Source organism: Maribellus maritimus (assembly GCF_022267315.1).
Classification (GTDB): Bacteria; Bacteroidota; Bacteroidia; order Bacteroidales; family Prolixibacteraceae; genus Draconibacterium; species Draconibacterium maritimum.
In genome coordinates, this window is the sequence record NZ_JAIKLE010000009.1 from 171270 (window position 1) to 193591 (window position 22322).

Sequence of the window (22322 nt, forward strand, 5' to 3'; positions counted from 1 at the left end):
ATTAAAGGTTTCCAAGATTGGTGCGGCCAAGTATTATTTTGCCATCCAATTCTTCATCTTCATCATCGCAATCGATTAATTCTCCTGACGGATAAATAGAGTTCAATTCGCTCAATATTTTATTTAATGCTTTTAGTTTTGTTTCGTCCTGTTCCTGCCCTGAATCGGTTTTTGAGTGCAGGAAGTCTTTATAAATTTCCTCAAACTGAACCAGATCATTTTCATCATCCGGCACCTGGCCTTTTCTGTGTCCTACCCAACAAACACGCGCCAAAATATGCGCCGGAAGTTCTTTTCGGATTAAATCTTCCAAAAACTTCCGAAAATCGGGATTTGAAAAACGATAGGTATAACCCGGAAGGACAACGGTTACACGGAAAGAATACGGATCGACAGGTTCGCAGCTTTCGCAGTTGTTGGTACAGATGGGCATAAACTCATCGAGTGGGATGTTACTTTCTGTAACATCCGGACGCAGCAAAATATGTTCAACCAGAAACATGCCTTCTTCTGAAAAATCTTTGGTCATAAACTCAATAATTTCCAAAATAGCATTTTTCAATTCTTCCTGGTTTTCGTAATACGAATACTGGCGTGCAATAATCCGGTCGGTGCTGTAACCCGGCGCTTCCAGATTAATTACATCAAATGAATATTGCCCGGTGGGAGAAACCTGAATTTCAAAATTTCCAATTTCATCTTCGTCATTTACCGGTGAAAGAAATGCTTCTTCAACCACTTCCGGTGATGTTTCAATAATTTTCACAACTGCCAGATACAATTCCTTTTGCGCCAACGATGGATAAGCATAATTTTCAGTAGCAGACAAAATGATATCGCTATTTTTATTGCGAATCCGCCAACGGTAAACTTTTTTGTCATCATCTTCGTCTGGATCATAAATTTCAACGAATGTATTTGACAAATTCCGGCGATAAAAATCTTTCATTCCAATTAAGCGTGCCAACCGTTTTTGCACCCCTGAAACATTCGAAGTATTCCACAAGCCAATTTCCGGATGTTCCGGCGATTCGGGTAAATCAGACTGGTTAAAATAATTAAAGGCGCTCCCCCGCCCTTTGCTGGTTTCAGGGTAATCTTGCAGAAAACTTTCCTTTGAATTCAGAATTACCTGGCTGGACGCACTTCCGTACATTTGTTTCATCAAAAAAGCAAAGTCGCTGAATTTTTCAGCAAAACGTGCCATCAAATGGTCGAGCAACTTATTCTTACGTTCAACAGGATTGTCCAGTTCGGCAAATAATTCGTCCGTTAAATTTGCATCGTTGTTCACCGGGTAATTTTTCACCAAATCTTCAAATCCTTTAATATCTTGAACAGCCTGTGTAAAATAGGTCTTTTTTAGCTGGTTATCTACAGATAGTAAGTCTTTTACTTTGGCAAGGTGGGCAAAATAACTGGCCAAAATCTGGTCAAAAAACAACAGGTAGCCTTTTAATTGTTTTGCCTGCGATTTTCGTTGTATTGAAACATGTGGCGGCAATCCTGCGCGACCAATTCCATATGTATCCGGAAAATCATTCTGAATGGTTGTTGTTTCACCCGTACTCAGATAAACACCTTCAGGAATTTCAGGTTCCATTCCAACTTTTGCCAGTTCTTGTTCGTCTTTTTCGGCCTGTTTTATTGCATCAAGGTAGCTTTGTACTTTTATTTGATTTACATTCACCGGCAGAACACCTTTGTAATAACTAAAAGCGCTGTCGGAACACAATGCGGGCTTTTTACCTTCTTCCACACAAATCAGCCAGTTGTCGGTTTCATCTTCTGCATCAGCACAATTATTTATGGAAATCTCCTTGATGTTTTTTACACCATCAACCGCCATAATCAACTGAATGATATCTGACAAACGAACTTCGGTACGCAGGCTGGCTGCTTCCAATTCTTTTGTATCAATAAAACCATTGGTTAGAAACGGACCTTCAAAAATTTCGTCGGTTGCATAACCTTTGGAAATCATTTGTTTCAGGGAATAAAATTTCACAGAAGGCGAAAAATAATGGTCAAGCGCTCTCAAAATATTTGCGTGAACCAGTTCTTCATCCGTTTCAGGGAATAACTCAATACTTGCACAAACCGCAATTTTATGTTCGCCAACTTTGTAGATATCAATCAAATCTTCACACAAATTCCGATTGGAATGATAAAGCGTTTCAATTTGCTTGTTTACTTCCTTTTCCAGGGTTTTTGTGGTCACATCCTCAGCGTAATCAACAATAATAGAATACAATCCTTTTAACTTGAATTCTTTTTTAAAATCGGGATGCGTTGAATTAAAATCTTCCGAATTATAGGATAGCTTATCGTTTTTACAATCTACATAAACGGTTTTATCATAGGTTTTTAACCAACAATTTTTTACACCTTCCAAATCAATAAACAGTTTTCTGTAATCCAGTTCATTTACAGGTTTCGTGGGCAAAATATCAGACGCCGGAAAGAATTGTTCTCCTATTTTCTGAGCCGCTTCATTTTCAGGAGCCAAAATGTTTTCAAGTGGCATATCAAGCCGTAATCCCAAATCTGTAATGGCATATGACAGCATTTCAAGAATTGTGATTCCCGGGTCATGCTCATTATAATCTGTCCAAATATTCCCCGAAAGCTGCTCAATGTATTCCTGTCCTTTTTTTCGAAGAAATTCGTAGTCCAAATCATCATTTGTGGCTACCTTTTTCGGAATGGTTGTATATTCATTTAAGTCTGACATGTTTCTTCCGTTTCAGTAATTTCTGTACAACTTTTTACATCGGGACTCAAACTGTGTTGTTTGGCGGAAACCAGAATGGCTTTGGGGCTCGACGGAGCTACTTTAGTCAGGTTGCTTTCCGACCCTTTTTTCAACTTTACATCTTCAACGTAATCAACGTATTTCAGTTTTTCGATGTAGTTGATCACCAAACTCAAATGCAAAGTCACACCAAACTCAATGCTCGCCGTTTCTTCAAATGCCCACGGTGACAATAATCGGGTAATATCTTCATTCAACACTTTCAGATAATAATTCACGTCGTAGCCTTCAAAAAATTTCACTTTCAAATCAACCGTGACTTCTTCGTAATCAGGATTAATAACTTTTGCATTTACATGAAATGAATTCAGTTTATTGACGTGATTTTGAATCTTATTCAATGTTGCTTTACTCACACGGGGTTGATAAATATCGAACACATTTTTATTGACAATGTCGGGAATAACCACCACCAAAACATCGCCGGGAGATAAAAATGAAGTTTCTGAACTGTGATTCAGACATTTCACTTTATGAATTTCAGGAAACTCCTGCAAAATAATGTGTTCGTAATCCCACAAAGTAATTGCCCTGTTTTTGTGGCGCAAACGTTCGCTTACCCGGCGGTAATAATTCTCGTCCGACTCTTCGGGCTTTCCGCCAAACGATGAAAATGGTTGTGCAATTCCTTTTACTGTGGCCACGCGCTGAATGAGCTTTGAAATAGTGTCTGCTTTCAGTCCGTTTTCCAAATGGGAAAGTTCGTTTCCATTATTTAAGAATTCAGCTAAAACTGCCTGCGCCTGAATGGATATAGCTTTGCAAACTGCGTCATAATTTTTATGAATTTTCACCTTCACCCAAACAAAACCCGACGGTAATTTTGTATTGTTTTGTGTGGTTTCTTTCGGAACTGAAAATTTTACAATTCCTGATTTCAAAAAGTTATCGGTTTCGTTTGAAATGATATAATTTGAATCGAGCCTTTTCCATTCATTCTGACAAAGAATCGACCATTCTGCTTTTTGTTTTCCAACAAAAGAATCCGCTAACGGATTTTCACTTCCTTCCAGAACCTGCACCAGCAAAGAAACTTGTTGCAAATTTTTAACGTTTTCCAAACCTATATACAATTCACCGCCTTTACAATACGTTGGAACGAGATATTCCTTTTTATCATTTGCAGCTAAAAAATTCAACTGATTTTTCAAATACGGATGTTCTTCTGATTGCCCAAACGGATGTTCATGGAAAAGTGTGAGCGAATTATTATTGTAATTTTCAGCAGAGGAACCCAAAATCATATTTGTTTCGGCTGTATAATTCAGCGTGATCGCCTCAACCATTGGTGTATAAGGCTCATTTGGAACCAAAACATCATCATCGTCGCTGCTAAATGCCAAAGCGTAAATTCGTGGGAAAAGCTCGTGCAAAAACGACTGGTTAAGCGACAATCGAACTGGTCCGTTTTTATCTTCCTCATACGAAGAATTTGTTACCTGCACATTTGTCTTGAAAATATCTTCGTCTGCATCAAACAAAATGTGATTTTCTTCAACCGTTTCCCAATCTTCCTTGTTTAGAATCTGAACATCAGCCTTAAAATGCTCGTCGCTGCCTACAATTAAATTTGAAGGCGTGGTATTAAACTTCCAAATTTCCTCAGCTTCAATCCAGTCAAACATTCCTCCAAAAAATTTCGAAGTATTTGCCTGGTAGAGATAGTCAGTTCGGTAAGCAAAATAAAGATCTACAAATGCATCGTAGTCGCCTGTTTTTTCCGGTGTATTTTTCCATTCGATCTCAAAATTAAGGTCAGTCCAGTTTTTCTTAAACAACTCCGGGTAGTTGACATAAAAGTTGGATTTTTTAACCGGCTGCGTACTAAAAGGATAAAAGGGTTTTTCGGCGTTTAATGTGCCAATATCGCTTTCCAAACCGAGACTTTTTACTCCTCGGACATCGATATTTATTTTGCAATTATTGATTTCTTTTTCAACCAATTTCCTGTACAATTCAAAACCATCGGTGTTTTCCGTTTTGAAAAGCACGCGGCAAACCGGAAACTGCGAAACAAATTTCTCACCCAGAACTTCTGAATTATATGCAACAACCGAATCCTCTTCTTTTGGAATTTGAAAAGCCAGTTTCAAAACTTTTTTTGAAGCACTTAAGCCGGAAGTAAAAACGACCTGCCCCTCACTGTCCAACACTGTAGGTTGAACAGTAAAAGGGCCAAGCCATTCTTTTTCACCTGAACAGTAAACTTCAAGGTTCTCCCGAAGAATACTGGTGGAGATTGATTTAATGTTGGTTTTAAATTCAACGGTTATTAATATATTTCTTTGTCCTTCCTGCAATTCCAAAATTTCTGACGAAAGCGCAAACCCAACTTTGGCATCCGGCAATTCAGGATATTTGGTGTCGCCATAAAATCCAAACGGCCACCATTTTATTTCATCATCCGGAAAATCGCCACCAATTCCATCGTATGAATTTGCAACAAAAGCTGCTTTTAATTTGTGGTTTGTGTGGTCATTGTAAATACTCATCAAACCAGACACTGTGCTTTTGTTGGCAATTAATTCTTCCGTTGTTTTATAAATCCGTTTTATCCCGGTTGCGTCTTTTCCCCCATCAAGCTCTGTATCTTGTGTAATTTTTTCATCAACCACACTTTTTGCCAGTTCAAAAATGATGTGCACTTTGTCAGGAGTCACAGGTAATTTTTCTATTTGTAGAATCCGATGATAATAAAAATCGAGATGCCGTTTTGTTAATTTGTTAAACCGTTTTTTAGAAAACTCAAGTAACTTTATAAAACTGACAAACAGCGCCAGGTGAGGCGTTACATTTTTGCCTTCATTCACCAGGCTTTGAAAATCTTCCAGATTTTCATCTTTGATAAAAAAATCCTGCCAGTCGGCTGACGGATCCTCGTTATTAATCGTATTAAAATAGTTTACGTGTTTGGCAAAATGATATGCAAACTGCATCCATTTTTCAAGGCTGAAATCATTTAGTTTTACCGAATTCGGATCCAGCGCCTCGATATAACGTTGCAGTTGCCCTGTGCCTTCACGTCCTGATAATATGTCTTTGCCGCATTTAGCCATAATTTCGATTTACTTAGAGTTCGTTTCCTTCCTCTTTATAAAATGGGTAAACCATGTTCTTTCGCGAGTTGGTGGTTCGTATAGTATAATCAAGTTTAATCAGTAAAACACCGTTTAATTCGTCCGATGGGTCAATTTCAACTTTATTCAAATCAATACGAGGTTCATGGTAAAGAATAGCTGTTTTAATTAAATCAGTCACGTAAGTTTTTAATGTAAGATTGAGTGGTTTAAACAATAACTCATCAAGATTACATCCATAATTTGGAACCATAACCCGTTCTCCCAACCGAGTGGAAAGCAAAATCTCAAGGCTGCTTTTAATGTCTGTTTCATCTTCCAGCATTTTTACTTTCTGAGCTCCCCTGTTAAATTCAGGCGGAAAACTCCAGCCTCTCCCTAAAAACGATTTTGTTGTTTCCATAAACTAACCTCCAATTTGTACTGTTGGATCTCCTGCGATTATTGAACCTCCATGCGCGGTTAAATCTCCCATTCGGGCAGCAGGTTTTCCTCCAATTAAAACCGTTGCAGAGCCTTGAACAATGGTATCAGGTGGGCCGGTGCAAATGGCCATATCGCCCACTACTGCGGCCGGCATTCCGCCTATAAGCACTGTTGGCACTCCGGGTGAAATAATTGGCCCGCCAACATGTGGGACTCCGCCCGGATTTACCATCGGACAGGTGTGCATATCTGTTAATCGCGCTGCTGCTCCCATAATTAATTAATTTGAACGATTGAACCTTTTATCACTGCATTTGCACTGGTTGAAACTTCTGCACCGGCAGAACCTTCTGCTTTAAACTGTGCTCCTGCCTTTAGTTCGACATTTGTGCTGCTTTCCATTTTCATGTCGGTGGAAGATTTATAATTGATTTCCGACGCGCTTTCTATGGTAATTCCGTTGGAATCCATTTGAATAAAATTGCCGTTTTCGTCTTCCAGCTTTATTCCGCCTTCATCATCGCTGATTACCATTTTATTTCCGTTAGGTGTTTCCAGTGTCACACTCACTTCATCATCGTTAAAAATGAATTTCATCTCACTGCGGGTCACAAAACCTTTTTCATGGTTATCATCAGATGCTGCTATCGGTGCAGGTTTAGCACTGCTATTCATCATTCCCAAAACAATAGCATCGTTCGGGCTTCCGTTAATAAACCCGACAATTACTTCGTCTCCGATTTCCGGCCTAAAAAAAGAACCACGATTTTCACCGGCATCGAGTGTTGCCACCCGCGCCCAAATTCCGTCAACTTCATTGTCGACAATTGGCAACCTGACCAAAATACGGTCTTCACCATCAGGGTCATTTTCCAATTGTGTAACAATTCCAATCTGCAATCCATTAACAGCTGCAAGTAACCCAGCTGCTGGCTGATCATTGATATCAAAGGTTTCGGTAAACCATTTTGGATTGATCCCAAACTCAGCGTCTACTGTCCAGTTTCCTTCTGTTATCTGATGGCGAACGGCGGAGATGTAAACTTTGCCATTAAAGCGGTCGCCAACGCCTTCCAACTGAATAGTAGTATTTGGTTTCACTGCCGGAACTCCCTGAAATTTTATCTTACCTCTTGTTTTTGAAAGTTGATTAAAAAGCGATTTTGCATCTGCCCACTCTTGTAATTCAACATCGGGAGCGCCGCCTCCGCTTTTTAATTCCAGGTTTTCCAAATTTATTACTGCAGCCAAATCATCAACTGAAATATTTCCGTTTAGATTTACTGAAGCATCGTTCGCTTCAATTTCCAGCAACTCCTGATCAGAAAAATTCCAGCCATAAGAAGTTACTTTTTGGAATTGATTTCGCGCATCCATTTCCGCATCGAACTCTAAAAGTGTAGCACCAAACGAAACCGTTTCCACAACGTCTTGCTCAACATCGGGCTTTTTAACGGTAATTTTTCCATCGTCCACAATTAACACCTTCCCGTTTGCCTGCGCACGGGTTACACAAAAATCCCAGTCGGATACATTGTACTGAACCAATTCGCGATGATTGACATTGGTTGACTCTACATCTTTTTCCAATCCATACGAATTGATAATTTCTTCAATAATATCGCTGTCGGTACTTTCGTAGAAATACTTATTTTTTCGTCCAATGCTGAGTTTAACTGCCTTATCTTTGCATTCAACAATTAAATACGACTGGCTGGAACGAATTTTCAGATTGTGTTTAATAACCAAACCTTTAAAAACCGTTTCCTCATCGGAATGATAGCCTGCCTTAATTTCCACTTCCTTACCGGGAACAAAGAGTTCATCGTTACTCAGTTTGAAATCCTGCGATACCGGGTCTCCATCCATCAAAATAATTTTTGCCGTTGGAATCCGGTTAATTTCCTTCTCAACAACAACATTCATTACCTGAAAGGATTTTGAAAGTTCTTCTCCATCGACCAAAATTTTATGTGTAACCAGGTCAGCAGAATGTGACGTATTTATAACTCGTTGTTCTGGCATTATTTTGCTTTTTGTATGGGTGGAAAAAAGATAGACTGTCCGGTTTCAAGCTTTCTGAAATTGGTGATGTTATTCGCTTTTGCCACTTCGAGGTAATATTTTGAATCGCCGTAAATACGAAATGCCATTAATGGAAGCGTGTCGCCATCTTTCACAATCCGAACGTGCGTCAAATCAGGCGAATTGTTGTTTTCCATTGCCACCCGCAGGTCGTCTTCAACAAAACCCTTAAATTTTGCTTTAGCTACCGCCCTCAGTGGTGTTCCGTCTGATTTAAACAGCTTAAAGGTGACATCCATTTCACTGAGTGTTCCTTTAAAAAGAAGCGTTCCCCACGAAATAATCAGGTAATTGGGTTTGTGTTCATCGCCATTATAATCAAGTACAACTTTTTTGAATTGTTCAATATCGTCGATGATTCCGCCACCTTCGTCTTTGAATATTTTATCGTCGGAACTCCCGGCAGCACCGTAATCAGTTATTACACCGGTTCTGTCAAAAACAAATTCCAGATCCAAATCCTCCGGCAAAGCCTTGTTAAAGCGAGGTGAAGCTGCACTTGTCCCGGAAGCCTGATCATCATTCTGTTCAATTTTATATTTGAATTTATAGGTTTCAGGATTTAGCATTGTTCGAAACTCGCCTTCAGAAACTTCTTCTGAAAACCGCTCGTCTTTATATGCTTTTATCTGCAGTTTTATCAATTCTCCACTCATTTTAACGCTCCTTATTTTTCGACAGAATTTCCATTACCTGCTCCACACAAGCCGCAATAATTTTATCCTTTTCATTTTTTTGATTTTGAACCGGATCAGATGATTGCGGTTTGTCATCCACATTTATTTTGATATGCAATTCTTTAATCTCAATAGGCATTTTACTGAATTTTAAAATAGTTGTAGGCCAACTCAATCGTTTCAATTACCAATTTACTTTCTTCGGCATTAAAATCGGCGACAACCCATTTCAATGGGTATGCATGAACGATATTCCACACCATTAAAGGTTCATGTTCTTCGTTCAGTAAACTAATGGTAATATTAGTAGGTGTAATGTTAAAATCCTCCACTGCCTCCCTGCACCATTTAATAAGCGAAGAATCAGTTACAAGGCCGCGTTTTAAAATCAAATTAGGGAAACTGGTTCTCACCGGGAGTTTGTGCTTAAAACGGTTTTCTCCCCCTTCAGCAATTTCTTCGGTGGCAAGTTCGATGGTTAACCCCGACACCGACTGAAATTCAAATTCACTCTTCAGATTGGCAAATTCAACCTTAAAATGAAAACCTACCGGAGGATAATAATTCGCCATTTTTTATTCGTTTTGAATGGTTAAACCTTCGTGTACCAATTCCAAAGTTTCGATGGCGACTTCACTACCGTCAGCTTTTAAATCAGTTGACTGAACTTTTAAAGGCCATGCGTTTTTTAACTTCCATGTAATTACCGGTTCATGTTCTTCATTTAGCAAGCTGATGGTAATATCGCGGCGTTCAATGGTATTTAGTTTCACTGTATTCCACCAGTTGTAATATTCATTGTCGGTGGCAAATGTTCCGCGTTTCAATGTAATATTGCTAAATTTTTGCATTCCCGGCATTTTTACTTTTGAATACTCGGGACTTGCCCCGTGCCTGTATTCTATTACTTCTGTTTCCACATCCAATCCGGAAACTTCGGTAAATCCTATTTTTGTTCCACCCCATTCAACCTGAAAGTGGAATTTGACCAATGGATAATTTGTAGCCATAACACTATTTTTTTAATTTTTTACTGATTAAGATTCCTGCATTTTGTGTGAAAACTTGAGAATAATGAATTCAGCAGGACGAACAACCGCCATACCGATTTCGACATGCATATATCCGTTTAGAATATCCTGGGCAGTCATGGTTTGTCCTAAACCAACACGTACATAATACGCCTGATCGGGTTTTGCCCCGGCTAATGCGCCAGCTCTCCATTGCAGTGAAAGGAAATTCTCAATCATTGCACGGATTTTCACCCATGTATTAGCATCGTTGGGTTCAAAAACAAATTGAGCCGTAGCTTTTTTAACCGACTCTTCCACCATATTGAAAAAGCGACGAACAGGCACGTAACGCCATTCATTGTCATTTCCGGCCAGTGTGCGGGCTCCCCAAATTAATGTACCTTTCCCTACAAAAGGACGAATCGCATTTACCGATTTTCCGGCAACTGTATCCACATTCAAACTTGCCTGATCTTCATGAGTAATGTAAACAGCTGGCCCTTTTACTGATGCTATACTTACATTTGCCGGAGCTTTCCATACGCCGCGGTTATTATCCACCATTGCGTAAATTCCAACAACAGCGCCACTGGGCGGAAGAACTACACCCTGCTGTCCAATAGCGTTTACAATCCCTTTGTAAACCGGATCGGTTTGAAACAAAGTATCTGTTCTTTCTTTATAAATTGTTTCCAGTTCATCATAAAATGAATTAAAAAGCGCGGTTAAATTTGCCAGCAAAGCACGGAAATAAGGTGCTGCGCTTGCTGCAGTTTGTGTTGCCTGGAAAATATTATTATCATCGGTGGCAGGTGCGGCAAAAGTTAGTGGTGCAAAATCAGTATTAAAATCATTTCCAATTAAAGGTGCATCCCAGGTTGGAGATGGTGCATCGCTGTTTGCCGACTGACTGAAATGATTGTAATCAAATAGCAAGGTAAGCAACTGGTGAAAATCTCCATCGGCTTCCACATAACTGCTAAAAGTTGCAGACGCAGAGTCAGTGGTTCCGTTGTCCGCAAAAGTCAATGCAAAAAAGTCCTGAAAAAACTGGTACAAATCACCGGCTGCGCTACCCAGTTGTGGCCGACTGGTAATATCTCCCATCGTTGGTACCGTTACCGATGATTTTGCGTCAATGTCTAAACTTATGTTTTCGATAGAACTCACCAATGCAGTATTAAACAGGCTGGTGATATTGGCAACGGGTGCTCCGTTTTTTGTGTAGGTTCCACCAACAATCGTATCATAATTCACATTAAACGGAAGCGTAGTTTTCAAAAACGGATAATAGGCTGCCCCGTATTTCAAGTAATTCATTCCCACGTTATCTCTGAAATCAGCAACCGGATCGTCTGAGGCAGTAATTTCCTGATCACCATCAACAATATCCATCACAGCAAAACGATCCTGTAATTTATTACACTGTTTTAACATAGCAGCATGAATGGCTCCTGCTTTATCAAGAGCCAGATGAACCGTTTCAGGAATTACCAGCAAAGTTGGCAAATCCTCTTTTTCCAGTGAATTCAATCCGCTTAACAATTCTGAATCGCTAACACCAGTGGTATCGGTGTTAAATGCGCCAACCGAAACAATGTAACAATCTCCACCTCCGTTGGCATAAAACATACGAACAGAGTCATACAACAAATTGATACTTTCAATATTTGTCTTCTTTACGGAATTGTCTGAGTTTAATTCAATTTCAAGAGTTGTAGGTTCAGGAGCTCCTCCAAAATAAAATTCGTATTCGGGAAGAGAACCTATTTTAACAGGTTTTACAATGCTTTCTGCATGATAATCCACACCGTCAACGACGGCGGCTTTCGTATATCCCACAAAAGCGGGTATAGCTGTCTCAACTTGCGCTACCGACGGCGGAAACTTTGAAATTTCCTCGACATAAACGCCTGGTGTTTTGTACGAAGTTGCCATAATTTAAATTTTTAGTTTTACATGTATATTTCTGAGTAATAATTATTGTTTGGTATATCAGGTTTTAGTGCCCGCACTCCGGGATTGGGAAGTTCAACTCCACCTAATTCAATGGAAATAAATCCATTTTGAGTGAGTGGATGAACTGATTTGGTGATTAAAACCTTCGAATTACCATTTTCTTTTTTTACATCGTCACCTCCTGTTACAGTCTGGTTATCTTCGAAAATATAGCGCCACGTGGTTTCCCTGTTTTTTAGATTGATGTCAAACGATTGTGAAGGTTCAGGAATTTTGTTTTGCGCATTTGTGATGTCCAGTGAGTTGTTATCTGCTTTTACAAAAATGCGAATCAGGCCCAGAAGATTCATTTTTTCTGAATCCTTTAATTTCTCCATTTCATCCTCAAAACTATCTTCGGAAAGAATAAAGTCTTCATCAACATGAAAATTGCCAGCAGCTTTATCAACTAAAGGGAAACTGTTCGGTTCTGTGTTCAAACGGCGGTTTGACAAATAATATAACTTACCGGCATTTTCGATCTTTAAATCGGTATAATTATAAAACCCGGAATCTTTTGTTTTAAACAAAAAGGTAAAAGCCAGTTCGTCTTCGAGTGCAATGAAAGGTTCATCTTCATCATCACCGGTAACTTTACTCCAAACAGAAAAACCGGTTTCAGATGCTTTAAAAACCAGATTGTATCCTTTTATTACCTGTTGAGTTTTTGCGTCGGGCTGAATTCTGAAAACAGTATTGACATCATATAAATTTAACTGAACTTTTTTCTCGTTGTCCGTCATCGATTTATATTCCGCCGTACCTTTATTCAAAAAATAAAGATGAAGAATATTCACTTTAAAAAGTGGCATATATTTTACGGAAAAAGCCATTTACAATATATCTTTTAAATCTCCACCAACATGAGTAATTACTTCTGACGCAGAGAGTTTTTTATCTTGTTTAATTTGAATAATTTGTACTTTATACATAACCGACGGTAACTGCCGGCCACCGAGAGTTCCCCAAATATTGTTGAGTTCTTCAAATCCGGGAGTGTACATTTCCAAAATAAATTTGAAATATTCCAGCACATCGAGGGAAACATTGGTACGGTTGTATACCGTGTTGCCCGAAGTAAAAACCTTTTTACCCTGAAAAAACTCGATTACCCGCGAAATACTTCGCAATGATTTATCGTAGGTGTCGCAATTAGCGCTAAACAGAACATATAAGTTGAGGTTTACAGGAGGATTAAAATATTCAGTTTTATTGTTACTGATTTTGTAGCTGGGAACATTTTTAAGAGTCGATTCTTCTTCCAGTCGTACAAGTGTCATGACAACTTTATCCTCTACTTTTGTTGCATCATCGCTGCCCGACTCCCACAATGCAATGTTATCCAGTGTTATAATCTTTCCCAGTCCTGTTTTGACAAAATAGGCTTCTACCTGTTCTTTTAATATTTGTAAGGTGTCGTAAATCATTTAAAGTCTATTCTCAGCTGTCTATTTCCAAATACCCGTCAGATCTTATTTTGATTTACACGCAGACAGACATAAAAATCCTACATTAAGACCCAAAAATCTTAAATAATAGAACTTTTTACAGTAAAACTGATTTTACTTTTGATTCTATTTCGCGTCTCTCGAAAATTTTTATCTAAACCCGAAAGTTTAGAATGATCTAATGGTTTCGCTATACAAGTTACGACTTAATATATAACAAGTCAATGCCTATTCTTAAATCAATTCTAAGCAATACTTATTAAAGACTATAAAACAATCACTTAGAAAAAAAAAAGATTAAAATACTTTTAACTGAAAATATTCAGAAAGTAGTTTTAACTGTTTCCAACAGGTTTTGAATCTTACCAATGAGTTTTGAATGCGAACCATCAAATTGATTGACCATAAAAGAGAAAGCAACTGTTTTCCCTGAATCCACTTTCAAATAACCGGCGTAACATCTTACCCGCGTCATTGAACCACTTTTAGCTTTCAAAGTATTTCCCTCAAATACCCTTGCATCAAAACCATAAAGGGTTCCGTTTGCCGCTCCCGGTAACGAGTTAAAAAAAGCCGTTGAATATTTACTTTGATTATGCATGTATTTCAAAAGCGAAACAAACTGTTTTGGAGAAATGGCATTAAAATGCGACAAGCCGCTTCCGTCTTCCATAAAAAACTGCCCTTCAAGTCCTTTGGATTTCCAAAAATGTTTGATAACTGCAATTCCTTTTTCCCTGCTCCCCTCTCCTGTTGTTTTGACCGCAATTTGTTTTACCAAATGTTCGGCAATCAAATTTACACTTTTGTAGTTGAGTACTTTTACAATTTCAGCTAAAATAGGTGATTCCTGGATATAAACAATTTGAAGTTCCGTTCTATCTACTTTTTTAAACTTAACTTCTCCTGAAATAAAAATCCCGGATTTTGCCAAATGTGAAATAAAATCTGCTGCCATCAGCTTCTCGGGGTTCTGGTCAGAAGCTTTGATGGTAAAAGATTTTCTATTTTTGGGAATGGTTCCTCTGATAACTCTTTTATTATCCAGCGGACTTCCGAAAACAAAGGCTAAATCACGATTTTCATCGGATGATAAAACTTCGTTCTGAATTTCCAATCCCTCAATTTTGGGGTATGTTGAAACGATTTGGGTTGGCATTCCTGCTTTTCCCTGAGAAGAAAAAGTAATGCGGAACATGTTATCATAAACTGATAATGCAGATGGCCCCGCTCCATAATAATTTCCCATGTCTTCCCAAATCCAGGTAGGCGGTATTTTTTCCGAGTCATAAAGTGAAACATCTAAAACTAAATCACCTTTGATTTCTTGTATTCCGGCATCTTTTATCTTTTGAACCCATTTATCCAAAAAATCAGGATGTTCATAAAAGTCTTTAAAGTGAGCAGATCCAAGCACAGGATCGCCGCCTCCAACCACAACCAGGTCACCATTTAAGGTATTTCTGTTAATATTTCCGGTGTAGCCGATTTTTGTTGTAAAACGATAATCGGCACCTAAAACCTCAAGTGCTACAGCCGATGTCACCAACTTCATGGTTGAGGCGGGTATCATTAATTTGTTATTGTCAAAATTGAATAGTATCTCATCGGAATCCAAATCACTAACCTGAATTCCAATTGTAGCATTTTTATAATCTGAATCGGTAAGCAATTTCTGAAAAACTTGTTCAATGTTTTGCTGTGCCGGAGAAAATATATGGATAAATAATATGAGAACAGTAAAAATCCTTCCTTTCATTTTTATTACTTTTGAATGCTTAAAAATAACAGTTTATAAAAGCTTCGTGGAAATTTTAGTGTTAATCTTAACATCTTTCAATCCTCGCGCTTAAAATGGCAATACTAATTTACAACAAAATGATACGTACCTTATTACTTGTTGGCACCGGCGGATTTATTGGAAGTGTGATGCGCTACCTGATACAAATTACTGTTGAGAAGGGACTTGCCAGCACTTTCCCGCTGGGAACAATGATTGCAAATATTGCAGGTAGTTTTATAATTGGTGTTGTTTTTGCTTTGGCCGAAAAAGGAAACCTGATGAACGCAGAATGGCGCATGTTTCTTGCAGTTGGGTTTTGTGGCGGTTTTACTACTTTTTCTTCTTTTGCCTATAATAATTTTACCATGCTGAGGACAGGCACGTTTGGCCAATTTTTTTGGAACGTTGGAGGAAGTCTGTTTTTAGGAATTTTAGCAGTCTATCTCGGCGTAATTTTGGTAAGAACGGTATTCTGAATACACATACTAAACAGTTAAAATTTGGCTACAGACAGCAAGTTCCAAATTTCAAATAAACAGTTTTATCTTTTTTAATGAAACTTATATTTTTTTTCCGTGTAAAAACATAGAAAAAAATACCATGAATATTTCAGGGAAAGCGGGAATTTTAAAGATATATATTGGTGAATCAGATAAAGTTCACGGGCGGCCTTTGTTTGAAGAGATCGTTTTTAAAGCACGCGAAGCAGGGCTGGCGGGTGCAACCGTTTACAAAGGAATTATGTCGTTTGGGGCGAGCCATTCCATTCATACGCAAAAAATTTTTGCACTTTCAGTTGATATGCCCGTATCAGTTGAGATTACGGACAACAAGGAGAAACTAAACGAGTTTCTGAAAACAGTAAACAACTTGATGGACCATAGTAAAAAAGGCGGACTGGTTACATTTCAGGAAGTGGACGTTTTACGCTACGAAGTTGGAGAGAAATACCGGATAGTAAAAAAATAGCCGGTACTCATTTGAAGTTGAAACAGCAAAAGCCGCTCCCTATAGTTGGAACGGCTTTATTGATTGTATATAACAGTAGTTATTAGGTTTCCTTTTTTAAGACCTATGGTATGACATATGAAGCCTCCATCTTTTTACTGGCATCGCTTTCTGAAACAGCTGTCAGAGTTATTTTGACATCGCTTTTTTCGCCATCTTCTTCGCTAAAATAAACAGGAATAGAAATTTCTTCCCCTGATGAAACAACCACCAATTCGTTCAAAATTTCGGCTTTTAAACCTTCTCCTTCAGTACTTACCGCCAAACGATAAATATCATTATCAAAACAGGAGGCATCCAAACCTGCTTTTTCTTCTTTGTTTTTCAGCGTAAAAAGAGCAACACTTTCCTTTGTTGTTTTTGGTGCGGTTAACTGAAAATCTCTTTTTGCAGCTCCGCTTCCATCAAGCGATTTAACGCCAATAGTATAAGAAAGGATGCCTTCCTGGTTTCTATGTAAATCAATAATATAAAAATGAAGCCGGTTATACGGGTCATCATACTCAAATTCACTGCCCGAATTCAATCCGGCATGGAAAAGTGCATCATTCAACTGGCGGTAGTCGGCAATTGTACGCATAACCTTTTCGCCATTGGGTTTAACGTAATCCACCATATTTATGTCTTCCGGATGAGCGTCAATAACCCAGTTAAAGCAATTAAACTGATTTACGCCACCATTTCGGCTCTCTTTGTCCCTGTTCTTTGCGAGCAATACTCCATTATCCGGACAATAAGAGTCGTAGCCAATTCTCTGAACCACTTCCAGAGAATAATAATCGTAATTTGGTATTCCCGGGGAAAGTGGATTCTCAGCAGGGTCGTCAACCGGTGTTCGATCATGCGGTTCTTCTCCGTCAAGTTCAACAATTACACCTGCATATTCTCCTTCAAAGGGTTCAACTGCGCGGGCAGTGATGTTTGCAACTGCAAGTCCCGTAACAGCCAGACTATCACGACTCAGTCTTAAAATATCATCTTCGGTTAAAAAATCATTTTTCATCCTGTTACGAACCATAAGCCCGGCTGGCATTGAAGCTCCGGCAATTGCGGGAACCACCCAACGTTTATGCGGACCTCCCGGACCATTAAAACAGCCGCGGTCCATCATATCCCAGGGACCGGAACCAGCTCTTCGATAAGGTTCTACATAAGGATTATTATTATTATCTCCTATCCTAAAAGCATAATGCCCCAGCTCATGTGTAATTGTTCCTGAGTTTTCGCCCTGACGAATAGATGAAATTCCCCATTGCATTGCACCTGCTTTCCACGATGTCCAGGGCACATAGCGGGTGGCTACCCAACGCGGTTTATCCGGATTCGGATTTCCCCATTCCGGTGGAATATCTTCTTTTGAATTAAATTTCATTTCGCCAAACTCCTGCCAAACACCGGTTTCATCATAACTTGCATAAATTCGTAGAATCGCGTCGTAATTTTTCCTCAAATCTCCATATTCTGCACGCCACAACGAATCCACATCACGTTCCATCCTTCCTTTGGGTTTACTTCCATCGGGAGTAAAATCATTTTGTCCCCATTCGTTTAGACCATATTCCCAAAGATTTTTAGGTAACTGGTAAGGTCCATATGCATCAACCTCAGTAATACCGAATTCACCCCGAGACTGTTCCATCCAGTAACCATTAATTGTTTGGCCATGATTTACATCTGATGGTTTGATAAAAAAATCGCGATAAAATTGAGCAACGTTTTCCCTTTTAATCGGATCTATTTGCGGATTACCAAATAAATCAGACCCTTTGGGCTGAGTAATAACAAAAGGTTGATCAGGAAAATCAACCGCAATCAAAGCCATTTTAAAACCCCGTTTTGGTTTTATCGACGGATCAGCCCAACTTATTTCTGGAATGGGTTTATAGTCATCCCAGGTCATATCATCCTGATCCTGCACCATTTGAGGATCTAAAGGACCAATTTTTTCCACAGATACTTTTTTTTCTTTTTGTGAACATCCCCAAAAAGCTAAAAGCGACACTAGAATAAATAATACAGGTATTTTTTTCATATCATCACTAAATTAATTCAACGATTCTCAAAAAAGGCAATAATACACTTATCAAAAAATGACAAAAAACACATTTCACCAAACACAAAGAAATTTTCACCACAACCCTCATAGATAATTTCTATCAAACAAAGCAAAAATCCAACATTTAGACAATTCATCGAACTATAATATAAAAAAATACAGACCTTTTATAGTCTCAATTTTTAAGTTAACCCTATATGAAATATTGGTAACCTTTTTGTTTTGCCTCCGTTTGACATAAAACAATTTGCTATCTTTGAGCTGCTTTTAGCAAATTAGGAGTAACAACCTGATTTTCTGATAAAAACAACAAATAAGTTAAACAATAAAAAACTACTCACAATGTTAATTAGCGACGTAAAAGCAAGAGAAATCCTGGATTCTCGCGGTAATCCGACAGTTGAAGTTGAAGTATTATTGGAAAGTGGCGCTTTTGGCCGTGCTGCTGTTCCGTCGGGAGCATCAACCGGAGAAAACGAAGCACTTGAGTTGCGCGACGGCGACAAAAGCCGTTACCTTGGAAAAGGTGTTTTGAAAGCTGTTGAAAATGTAAATGAAGTAATTGCCAAAGAAATTATTGGCATGGACGCTACTGACCAGGTAGCTCTCGACAGCAAACTACTTGAATTAGACGGTACAAAAACAAAATCTAATTTGGGTGCCAACGCAATGCTGGGAGTTTCATTGGCTGTAGCTAAAGCTGCTGCTGATTATTCTGAACTTCCGCTTTACAAATATATTGGTGGAACCAACGCAAAAACATTGCCTGTTCCAATGATGAATATCATCAATGGTGGTTCTCACTCTGATGCTACTATTGCATTTCAGGAATTTATGATTCGTCCTATCGGTGCTCCTTCTTTCCGTGAAGGTTTGCGTATGGGAGCTGAGGTTTTCCACGCTTTGAAAAAAGTACTGGCAGCTAAAAACCTTTCAACTGCAGTTGGCGACGAAGGTGGTTTCGCTCCAATGTTAGGTGGAACTGAAGAAGCTATCGATTCAATTCTTACTGCAATTAAAAATGCAGGTTACAAACCAGGTCGCGCAGAAGACGGTGGCGATGTTTCTATCGCTATGGACTGTGCTTCTTCTGAATTCTACAAAGATGGCGTATACGATTACAGCATTTTTGAACCAAACGGAGTAAAACGTAATTCTGACGAGCAAGCTGCTTATCTTGCTGAATTGATTGCAAAATATCCTATCGATTCTATCGAAGATGGTATGGATGAAGGAGACTGGGACGGATGGGTAAAACTGAACGCAGCGATTGGCGACAAATGCCAGTTGGTTGGTGACGACCTCTTCGTAACTAACGTTGAGTACCTGCAAAAAGGTATCGAATTGGGTGCTGCGAACTCAATCCTTATTAAAGTAAACCAAATTGGTACTTTAACTGAAACATTAGACGCTATTGAAATGGCTCACCGTGCAGGGTACACTTCAGTAACTTCTCACCGTTCAGGTGAAACAGAAGATGCAACAATTGCCGATATCGCAGTAGCGACTAACTCTGGTCAGATTAAAACCGGTTCTTTGAGCCGTTCAGACCGTATGGCAAAATACAATCAATTACTTCGTATTGAAGAAGAACTGGGTGCAAGCGCGATCTACGGATACAAAAAAATCTATAAGAAATAATCTGAGATTATTACGATAAATAAAAGCCGGCTCTTTTTATGGAGTCGGCTTTTTTGTATTATCTGCATTGTTTATGCCTTTTGAGCATGCTCTGCTGAACTTGTGTCTTGTTAAATAAAAGGCAGTCAGTTCTCATTTAAAGAATTCCATTCCTAATCATATCGAATCTTAAAAAATAAGAATACTGAGCCTTTTCTGAAAGCCTTTGTAACATGGTTTTACAGATAACTTTTCTATCGAAATAAATCGAACTTCTATTACTTCTTTGTAAAATTCCACCAGGTATTTTATCTTTTAATAAAAATTTTACTGGCATTTGCTTAAAAAATTGCATATTCGATCGACTTTAGATACTATTCGTTAAAATAACCAAAAATGAAACGACGCAGTGCAATGAAAATAGCAGCCGGAGCTATTATTGGAGGTGGAGCCGGCGTTTTAACACTTACCCAGGCTTTTAAACCCGAGCCGCTTCCTGAAAAAACGCCTCAAAAACTTGAGCCGGAAAAAAGTGAAACCAATTGGGAATATACTTATTTGGATCCCTCAGTTTCAGGTCAAATTGCTTATGATCAATACAGTGTCGGAAGCTGTATGTATGCAAGCTTTTATGGAGTTGCTTCTCAAATTGCCGAAAAACTCGGAGGAGAATACGCTTTATTTCCTTTTGATATGATGAAATACGGACATGGTGGTGTTGGAGGTTTTGGAACATTATGCGGTGCGCTCAACGGAGCTGCAGCCTTAATTGGCCTGTTTGTTGGCGATAAAAAGATGCGGGATAGTTTGATAAACGAACTGTTTCAATGGTATGAAAACACGCAGCTCCCGGTATTCAAACCCCGAAAGGCTGCTATGGATTACACCCCTGCCTCCTCAGTTTCTCATTCTACACTGTGTCATGCTTCTACAACTAATTGGAGTAAAGCATCCGGTTTTAAAGTTGACAGCAATGAACGTAAAGAAAGATGCCGACGTTTGTCGGGCGAAGTAGCTGCAAAAGTTACAACTATACTCAACAGCTTCTTTAACGATGGCTACGTAACCGTTTATCAAAATAACGATAATACAGGCACTTGTTTGACCTGTCATGGCAAAGAAGGTAAATTAAACAACATCAGTGGAAAAATGGATTGCAATTCATGTCATACAAAATCTGTTGCTCATAAACTATTTGGAGACGTACATTACAAGTACATGAAAGCAAAATAGTTTCAAAAAAGGTGGAATTAAAAAATTTTAATTCTCTGATTCAATAAAAATGTTTTGAACCGTTCCGTCCATGCAAACCATGCATTTACGCTAAAAAGTAAAAAAAGGAAGGAGAAAACTCATCCGGACACAGATTAATCAAAACAGAAAATCCGTTGTGAAATTTATTGTCAAACCATCAATTTGATGGTAACTTTGCGCCTGTCTGAGATAAAAAACAAATATCAAAACGAAACAAAAATATGATTTCTTCCATTATTGAAATACTCGTGATGCTAAATCCTTTTGCCTTATTTCTTTACCTCGAACCTATCCGGAAAGATTTAACACACAAAAGTTATTTGCTCGTAATTTTTAAAGCATCGTTGATTTCATTTTTTGTTTGTTTGCTTTTTTTCTTTTTTGGCGACGTAATTTTCAGAAAAATATTTGCCATCAATTTTGAATCATTCCGAATATTTGGTGGCATAATTATCTTTTCTTATGCCTATATTTTTATCGTTCGCGGCGAAAAAGCGCTTATTATGATTAAAGAAAACCTTGACGATTTGGCTTCAGAAATTGCTTTACCTTTTATGGTTGGTGCAGGAACCATTTCACTCAGCATTTTGCTCTCACAAAAACATTCCTACGTTATAGGCTCTTTGGCTTTAATTATCATTTTCACTGTTAACTTCCTCACTTTGTTTCTTTTAAAGAAATTTAGAGACAGCATTGAAAAACGAAAGTTTAAAAAGGCTTTCGATAAAAACATGGAGGTATTGCTTCGTTTAAACGGCTTTTTTATTGGTGCGATTGGGATAAATATGATGTTAACAGGAATAAAGAATATGTTTTTTTAGTTGATCAAACTATTCTCCAAAAAGATAATATTTAAGCAAAAAACATACTCCCAAAATTTATTTTAAACATTGAAATATTACTCGGATCGCTCTTCTCTATAGCGCAGAGTGATTAAAAATAAGTTACTTCTCTTCAAAACTTTTTCTAACTTATACCAATTTGAGTATATAGTGTCGCTTTATTATCTTTGAAGCATGGGAAGACAAAGCAAATTCAATATAAAAGAGGATTTAAAAGAAC

Annotated in this window: 19 protein-coding genes; 5 read left to right on the top strand and 14 right to left on the bottom strand. The window is 38.4% G+C overall.

Annotated elements, in window-relative coordinates; translation table 11 throughout:
- Position 1: 1 nt before the first annotated feature.
- From K5G00_RS10470 to dacB, 13 genes are all read right to left on the bottom strand, one after another.
- Positions 2–2734: a hypothetical protein gene (locus K5G00_RS10470; protein ID WP_238766111.1), complete on the bottom strand. Its 2733-nt coding sequence runs from the start codon at positions 2732–2734 to the stop codon at positions 2–4.
- Positions 2722–5871: a baseplate J/gp47 family protein gene (locus tag K5G00_RS10475; RefSeq protein ID WP_238766112.1), complete on the bottom strand. Its 3150-nt coding sequence runs from the start codon at positions 5869–5871 to the stop codon at positions 2722–2724. Before K5G00_RS10475 ends, K5G00_RS10470 begins: the two co-directional genes overlap by 13 nt.
- 13 nt (positions 5872–5884) lie before the next feature.
- Entirely contained in the window at positions 5885–6295 is a 411-nt protein-coding gene (locus K5G00_RS10480; protein ID WP_238766113.1) for a GPW/gp25 family protein, read from the bottom strand.
- 3 nt (positions 6296–6298) lie between these two features.
- A complete protein-coding gene (locus tag K5G00_RS10485; protein WP_238766114.1) occupies positions 6299–6592 on the bottom strand; it encodes a PAAR domain-containing protein in 294 nt (97 codons plus the stop codon).
- A 2-nt stretch (positions 6593–6594) separates the two neighbouring features.
- Positions 6595–8343 (bottom strand): type VI secretion system tip protein VgrG, encoded by a 1749-nt coding sequence (vgrG, locus tag K5G00_RS10490; protein WP_238766115.1) that lies wholly within the window; start codon positions 8341–8343, stop codon positions 6595–6597.
- Positions 8343–9059 (bottom strand): CIS tube protein, encoded by a 717-nt coding sequence (locus tag K5G00_RS10495; protein WP_238766116.1) that lies wholly within the window; start codon positions 9057–9059, stop codon positions 8343–8345. The genes vgrG and K5G00_RS10495 overlap by 1 nt, the downstream gene beginning before the upstream one ends.
- Before the next feature lies 1 nt (position 9060).
- Positions 9061–9219, bottom strand: coding sequence for a DUF5908 family protein (locus K5G00_RS10500; RefSeq protein ID WP_238766117.1), 159 nt, complete (start codon positions 9217–9219; stop codon positions 9061–9063).
- A gap of 1 nt (position 9220) precedes the next feature.
- On the bottom strand, positions 9221–9652 hold the full coding sequence (locus K5G00_RS10505; RefSeq protein ID WP_238766118.1) for a phage tail protein: 432 nt from the start codon (positions 9650–9652) through the stop codon (positions 9221–9223).
- A gap of 3 nt (positions 9653–9655) precedes the next feature.
- Positions 9656–10090, bottom strand: a complete 435-nt coding sequence (locus K5G00_RS10510; protein WP_238766119.1) for a phage tail protein — start codon at positions 10088–10090, stop codon at positions 9656–9658.
- 27 nt (positions 10091–10117) lie between these two features.
- The gene (locus K5G00_RS10515) at positions 10118–12031 is read right to left on the bottom strand and encodes a phage tail sheath family protein (protein WP_238766120.1); all 1914 of its coding nucleotides are present in this window, start codon (positions 12029–12031) and stop codon (positions 10118–10120) included.
- A gap of 17 nt (positions 12032–12048) precedes the next feature.
- The gene (locus K5G00_RS10520) at positions 12049–12924 is read right to left on the bottom strand and encodes a hypothetical protein (protein ID WP_238766121.1); all 876 of its coding nucleotides are present in this window, start codon (positions 12922–12924) and stop codon (positions 12049–12051) included.
- Complete coding sequence (locus K5G00_RS10525; RefSeq protein ID WP_238766122.1) at positions 12925–13518, bottom strand: DUF4255 domain-containing protein; 594 nt, start codon at positions 13516–13518, stop codon at positions 12925–12927.
- Between the two features lie 343 nt (positions 13519–13861).
- Entirely contained in the window at positions 13862–15298 is a 1437-nt protein-coding gene (dacB, locus tag K5G00_RS10530; RefSeq protein ID WP_238766123.1) for a D-alanyl-D-alanine carboxypeptidase/D-alanyl-D-alanine endopeptidase, read from the bottom strand.
- 95 nt (positions 15299–15393) lie between these two features.
- On the opposite strand from dacB, the gene crcB reads away from it, so the two are divergent.
- A complete protein-coding gene (gene crcB / locus K5G00_RS10535) occupies positions 15394–15798 on the top strand; it encodes a fluoride efflux transporter CrcB (RefSeq protein ID WP_238766124.1) in 405 nt (134 codons plus the stop codon).
- A gap of 124 nt (positions 15799–15922) precedes the next feature.
- A complete protein-coding gene (locus K5G00_RS10540; protein ID WP_158870511.1) occupies positions 15923–16291 on the top strand; it encodes a DUF190 domain-containing protein in 369 nt (122 codons plus the stop codon).
- Between the two features lie 103 nt (positions 16292–16394).
- Here the strand turns inward: K5G00_RS10540 and K5G00_RS10545 are convergent, their stop codons facing one another.
- The gene (locus K5G00_RS10545) at positions 16395–18362 is read right to left on the bottom strand and encodes a metallopeptidase domain-containing protein (protein WP_238766125.1); all 1968 of its coding nucleotides are present in this window, start codon (positions 18360–18362) and stop codon (positions 16395–16397) included.
- A 366-nt stretch (positions 18363–18728) separates the two neighbouring features.
- Here K5G00_RS10545 and eno point away from each other — a divergent pair, with 366 nt between their 5' ends.
- The 3 genes from eno (at position 18729) to K5G00_RS10560 (ending at position 22081) form a co-directional block, all read left to right on the top strand.
- Positions 18729–20027 carry a phosphopyruvate hydratase gene (gene eno, locus K5G00_RS10550; protein ID WP_158870507.1) on the top strand — a complete coding sequence of 433 codons (1299 nt, stop codon included), beginning with the start codon at positions 18729–18731 and terminating at the stop codon, positions 20025–20027.
- A gap of 375 nt (positions 20028–20402) precedes the next feature.
- On the top strand, positions 20403–21239 hold the full coding sequence (locus K5G00_RS10555; RefSeq protein ID WP_238766126.1) for a C-GCAxxG-C-C family protein: 837 nt from the start codon (positions 20403–20405) through the stop codon (positions 21237–21239).
- 242 nt (positions 21240–21481) lie between these two features.
- Positions 21482–22081, top strand: coding sequence for a MarC family protein (locus K5G00_RS10560; RefSeq protein ID WP_238766127.1), 600 nt, complete (start codon positions 21482–21484; stop codon positions 22079–22081).
- Positions 22082–22322: the final 241 nt, after the last annotated feature.

What these genes read in the sequence shown, in the direction of transcription:
- crcB (WP_238766124.1), top strand. Translation starts at nt 15,394, where the DNA reads ATGGCAATACTAATTTACAACAAAATGATACGTACCTTATTACTTGTT.
- K5G00_RS10555 (WP_238766126.1), top strand. Translation starts at nt 20,403, where the DNA reads ATGAAACGACGCAGTGCAATGAAAATAGCAGCCGGAGCTATTATTGGA.
- K5G00_RS10475 (WP_238766112.1), bottom strand. Translation starts at nt 5,871, where the DNA reads ATGGCTAAATGCGGCAAAGACATATTATCAGGACGTGAAGGCACAGGG.
- K5G00_RS10510 (WP_238766119.1), bottom strand. Translation starts at nt 10,090, where the DNA reads ATGGCTACAAATTATCCATTGGTCAAATTCCACTTTCAGGTTGAATGG.
- eno (WP_158870507.1), top strand. Translation starts at nt 18,729, where the DNA reads ATGTTAATTAGCGACGTAAAAGCAAGAGAAATCCTGGATTCTCGCGGT.
- K5G00_RS10540 (WP_158870511.1), top strand. Translation starts at nt 15,923, where the DNA reads ATGAATATTTCAGGGAAAGCGGGAATTTTAAAGATATATATTGGTGAA.
- dacB (WP_238766123.1), bottom strand. Translation starts at nt 15,298, where the DNA reads ATGAAAGGAAGGATTTTTACTGTTCTCATATTATTTATCCATATATTT.
- K5G00_RS10525 (WP_238766122.1), bottom strand. Translation starts at nt 13,518, where the DNA reads ATGATTTACGACACCTTACAAATATTAAAAGAACAGGTAGAAGCCTAT.
- K5G00_RS10485 (WP_238766114.1), bottom strand. Translation starts at nt 6,592, where the DNA reads ATGGGAGCAGCAGCGCGATTAACAGATATGCACACCTGTCCGATGGTA.
- K5G00_RS10505 (WP_238766118.1), bottom strand. Translation starts at nt 9,652, where the DNA reads ATGGCGAATTATTATCCTCCGGTAGGTTTTCATTTTAAGGTTGAATTT.
- K5G00_RS10495 (WP_238766116.1), bottom strand. Translation starts at nt 9,059, where the DNA reads ATGAGTGGAGAATTGATAAAACTGCAGATAAAAGCATATAAAGACGAG.
- K5G00_RS10560 (WP_238766127.1), top strand. Translation starts at nt 21,482, where the DNA reads ATGATTTCTTCCATTATTGAAATACTCGTGATGCTAAATCCTTTTGCC.
- vgrG (WP_238766115.1), bottom strand. Translation starts at nt 8,343, where the DNA reads ATGCCAGAACAACGAGTTATAAATACGTCACATTCTGCTGACCTGGTT.
- K5G00_RS10515 (WP_238766120.1), bottom strand. Translation starts at nt 12,031, where the DNA reads ATGGCAACTTCGTACAAAACACCAGGCGTTTATGTCGAGGAAATTTCA.
- K5G00_RS10545 (WP_238766125.1), bottom strand. Translation starts at nt 18,362, where the DNA reads ATGAAAAAAATACCTGTATTATTTATTCTAGTGTCGCTTTTAGCTTTT.
- K5G00_RS10480 (WP_238766113.1), bottom strand. Translation starts at nt 6,295, where the DNA reads ATGGAAACAACAAAATCGTTTTTAGGGAGAGGCTGGAGTTTTCCGCCT.
- K5G00_RS10520 (WP_238766121.1), bottom strand. Translation starts at nt 12,924, where the DNA reads ATGGCTTTTTCCGTAAAATATATGCCACTTTTTAAAGTGAATATTCTT.
- K5G00_RS10500 (WP_238766117.1), bottom strand. Translation starts at nt 9,219, where the DNA reads ATGCCTATTGAGATTAAAGAATTGCATATCAAAATAAATGTGGATGAC.
- K5G00_RS10470 (WP_238766111.1), bottom strand. Translation starts at nt 2,734, where the DNA reads ATGTCAGACTTAAATGAATATACAACCATTCCGAAAAAGGTAGCCACA.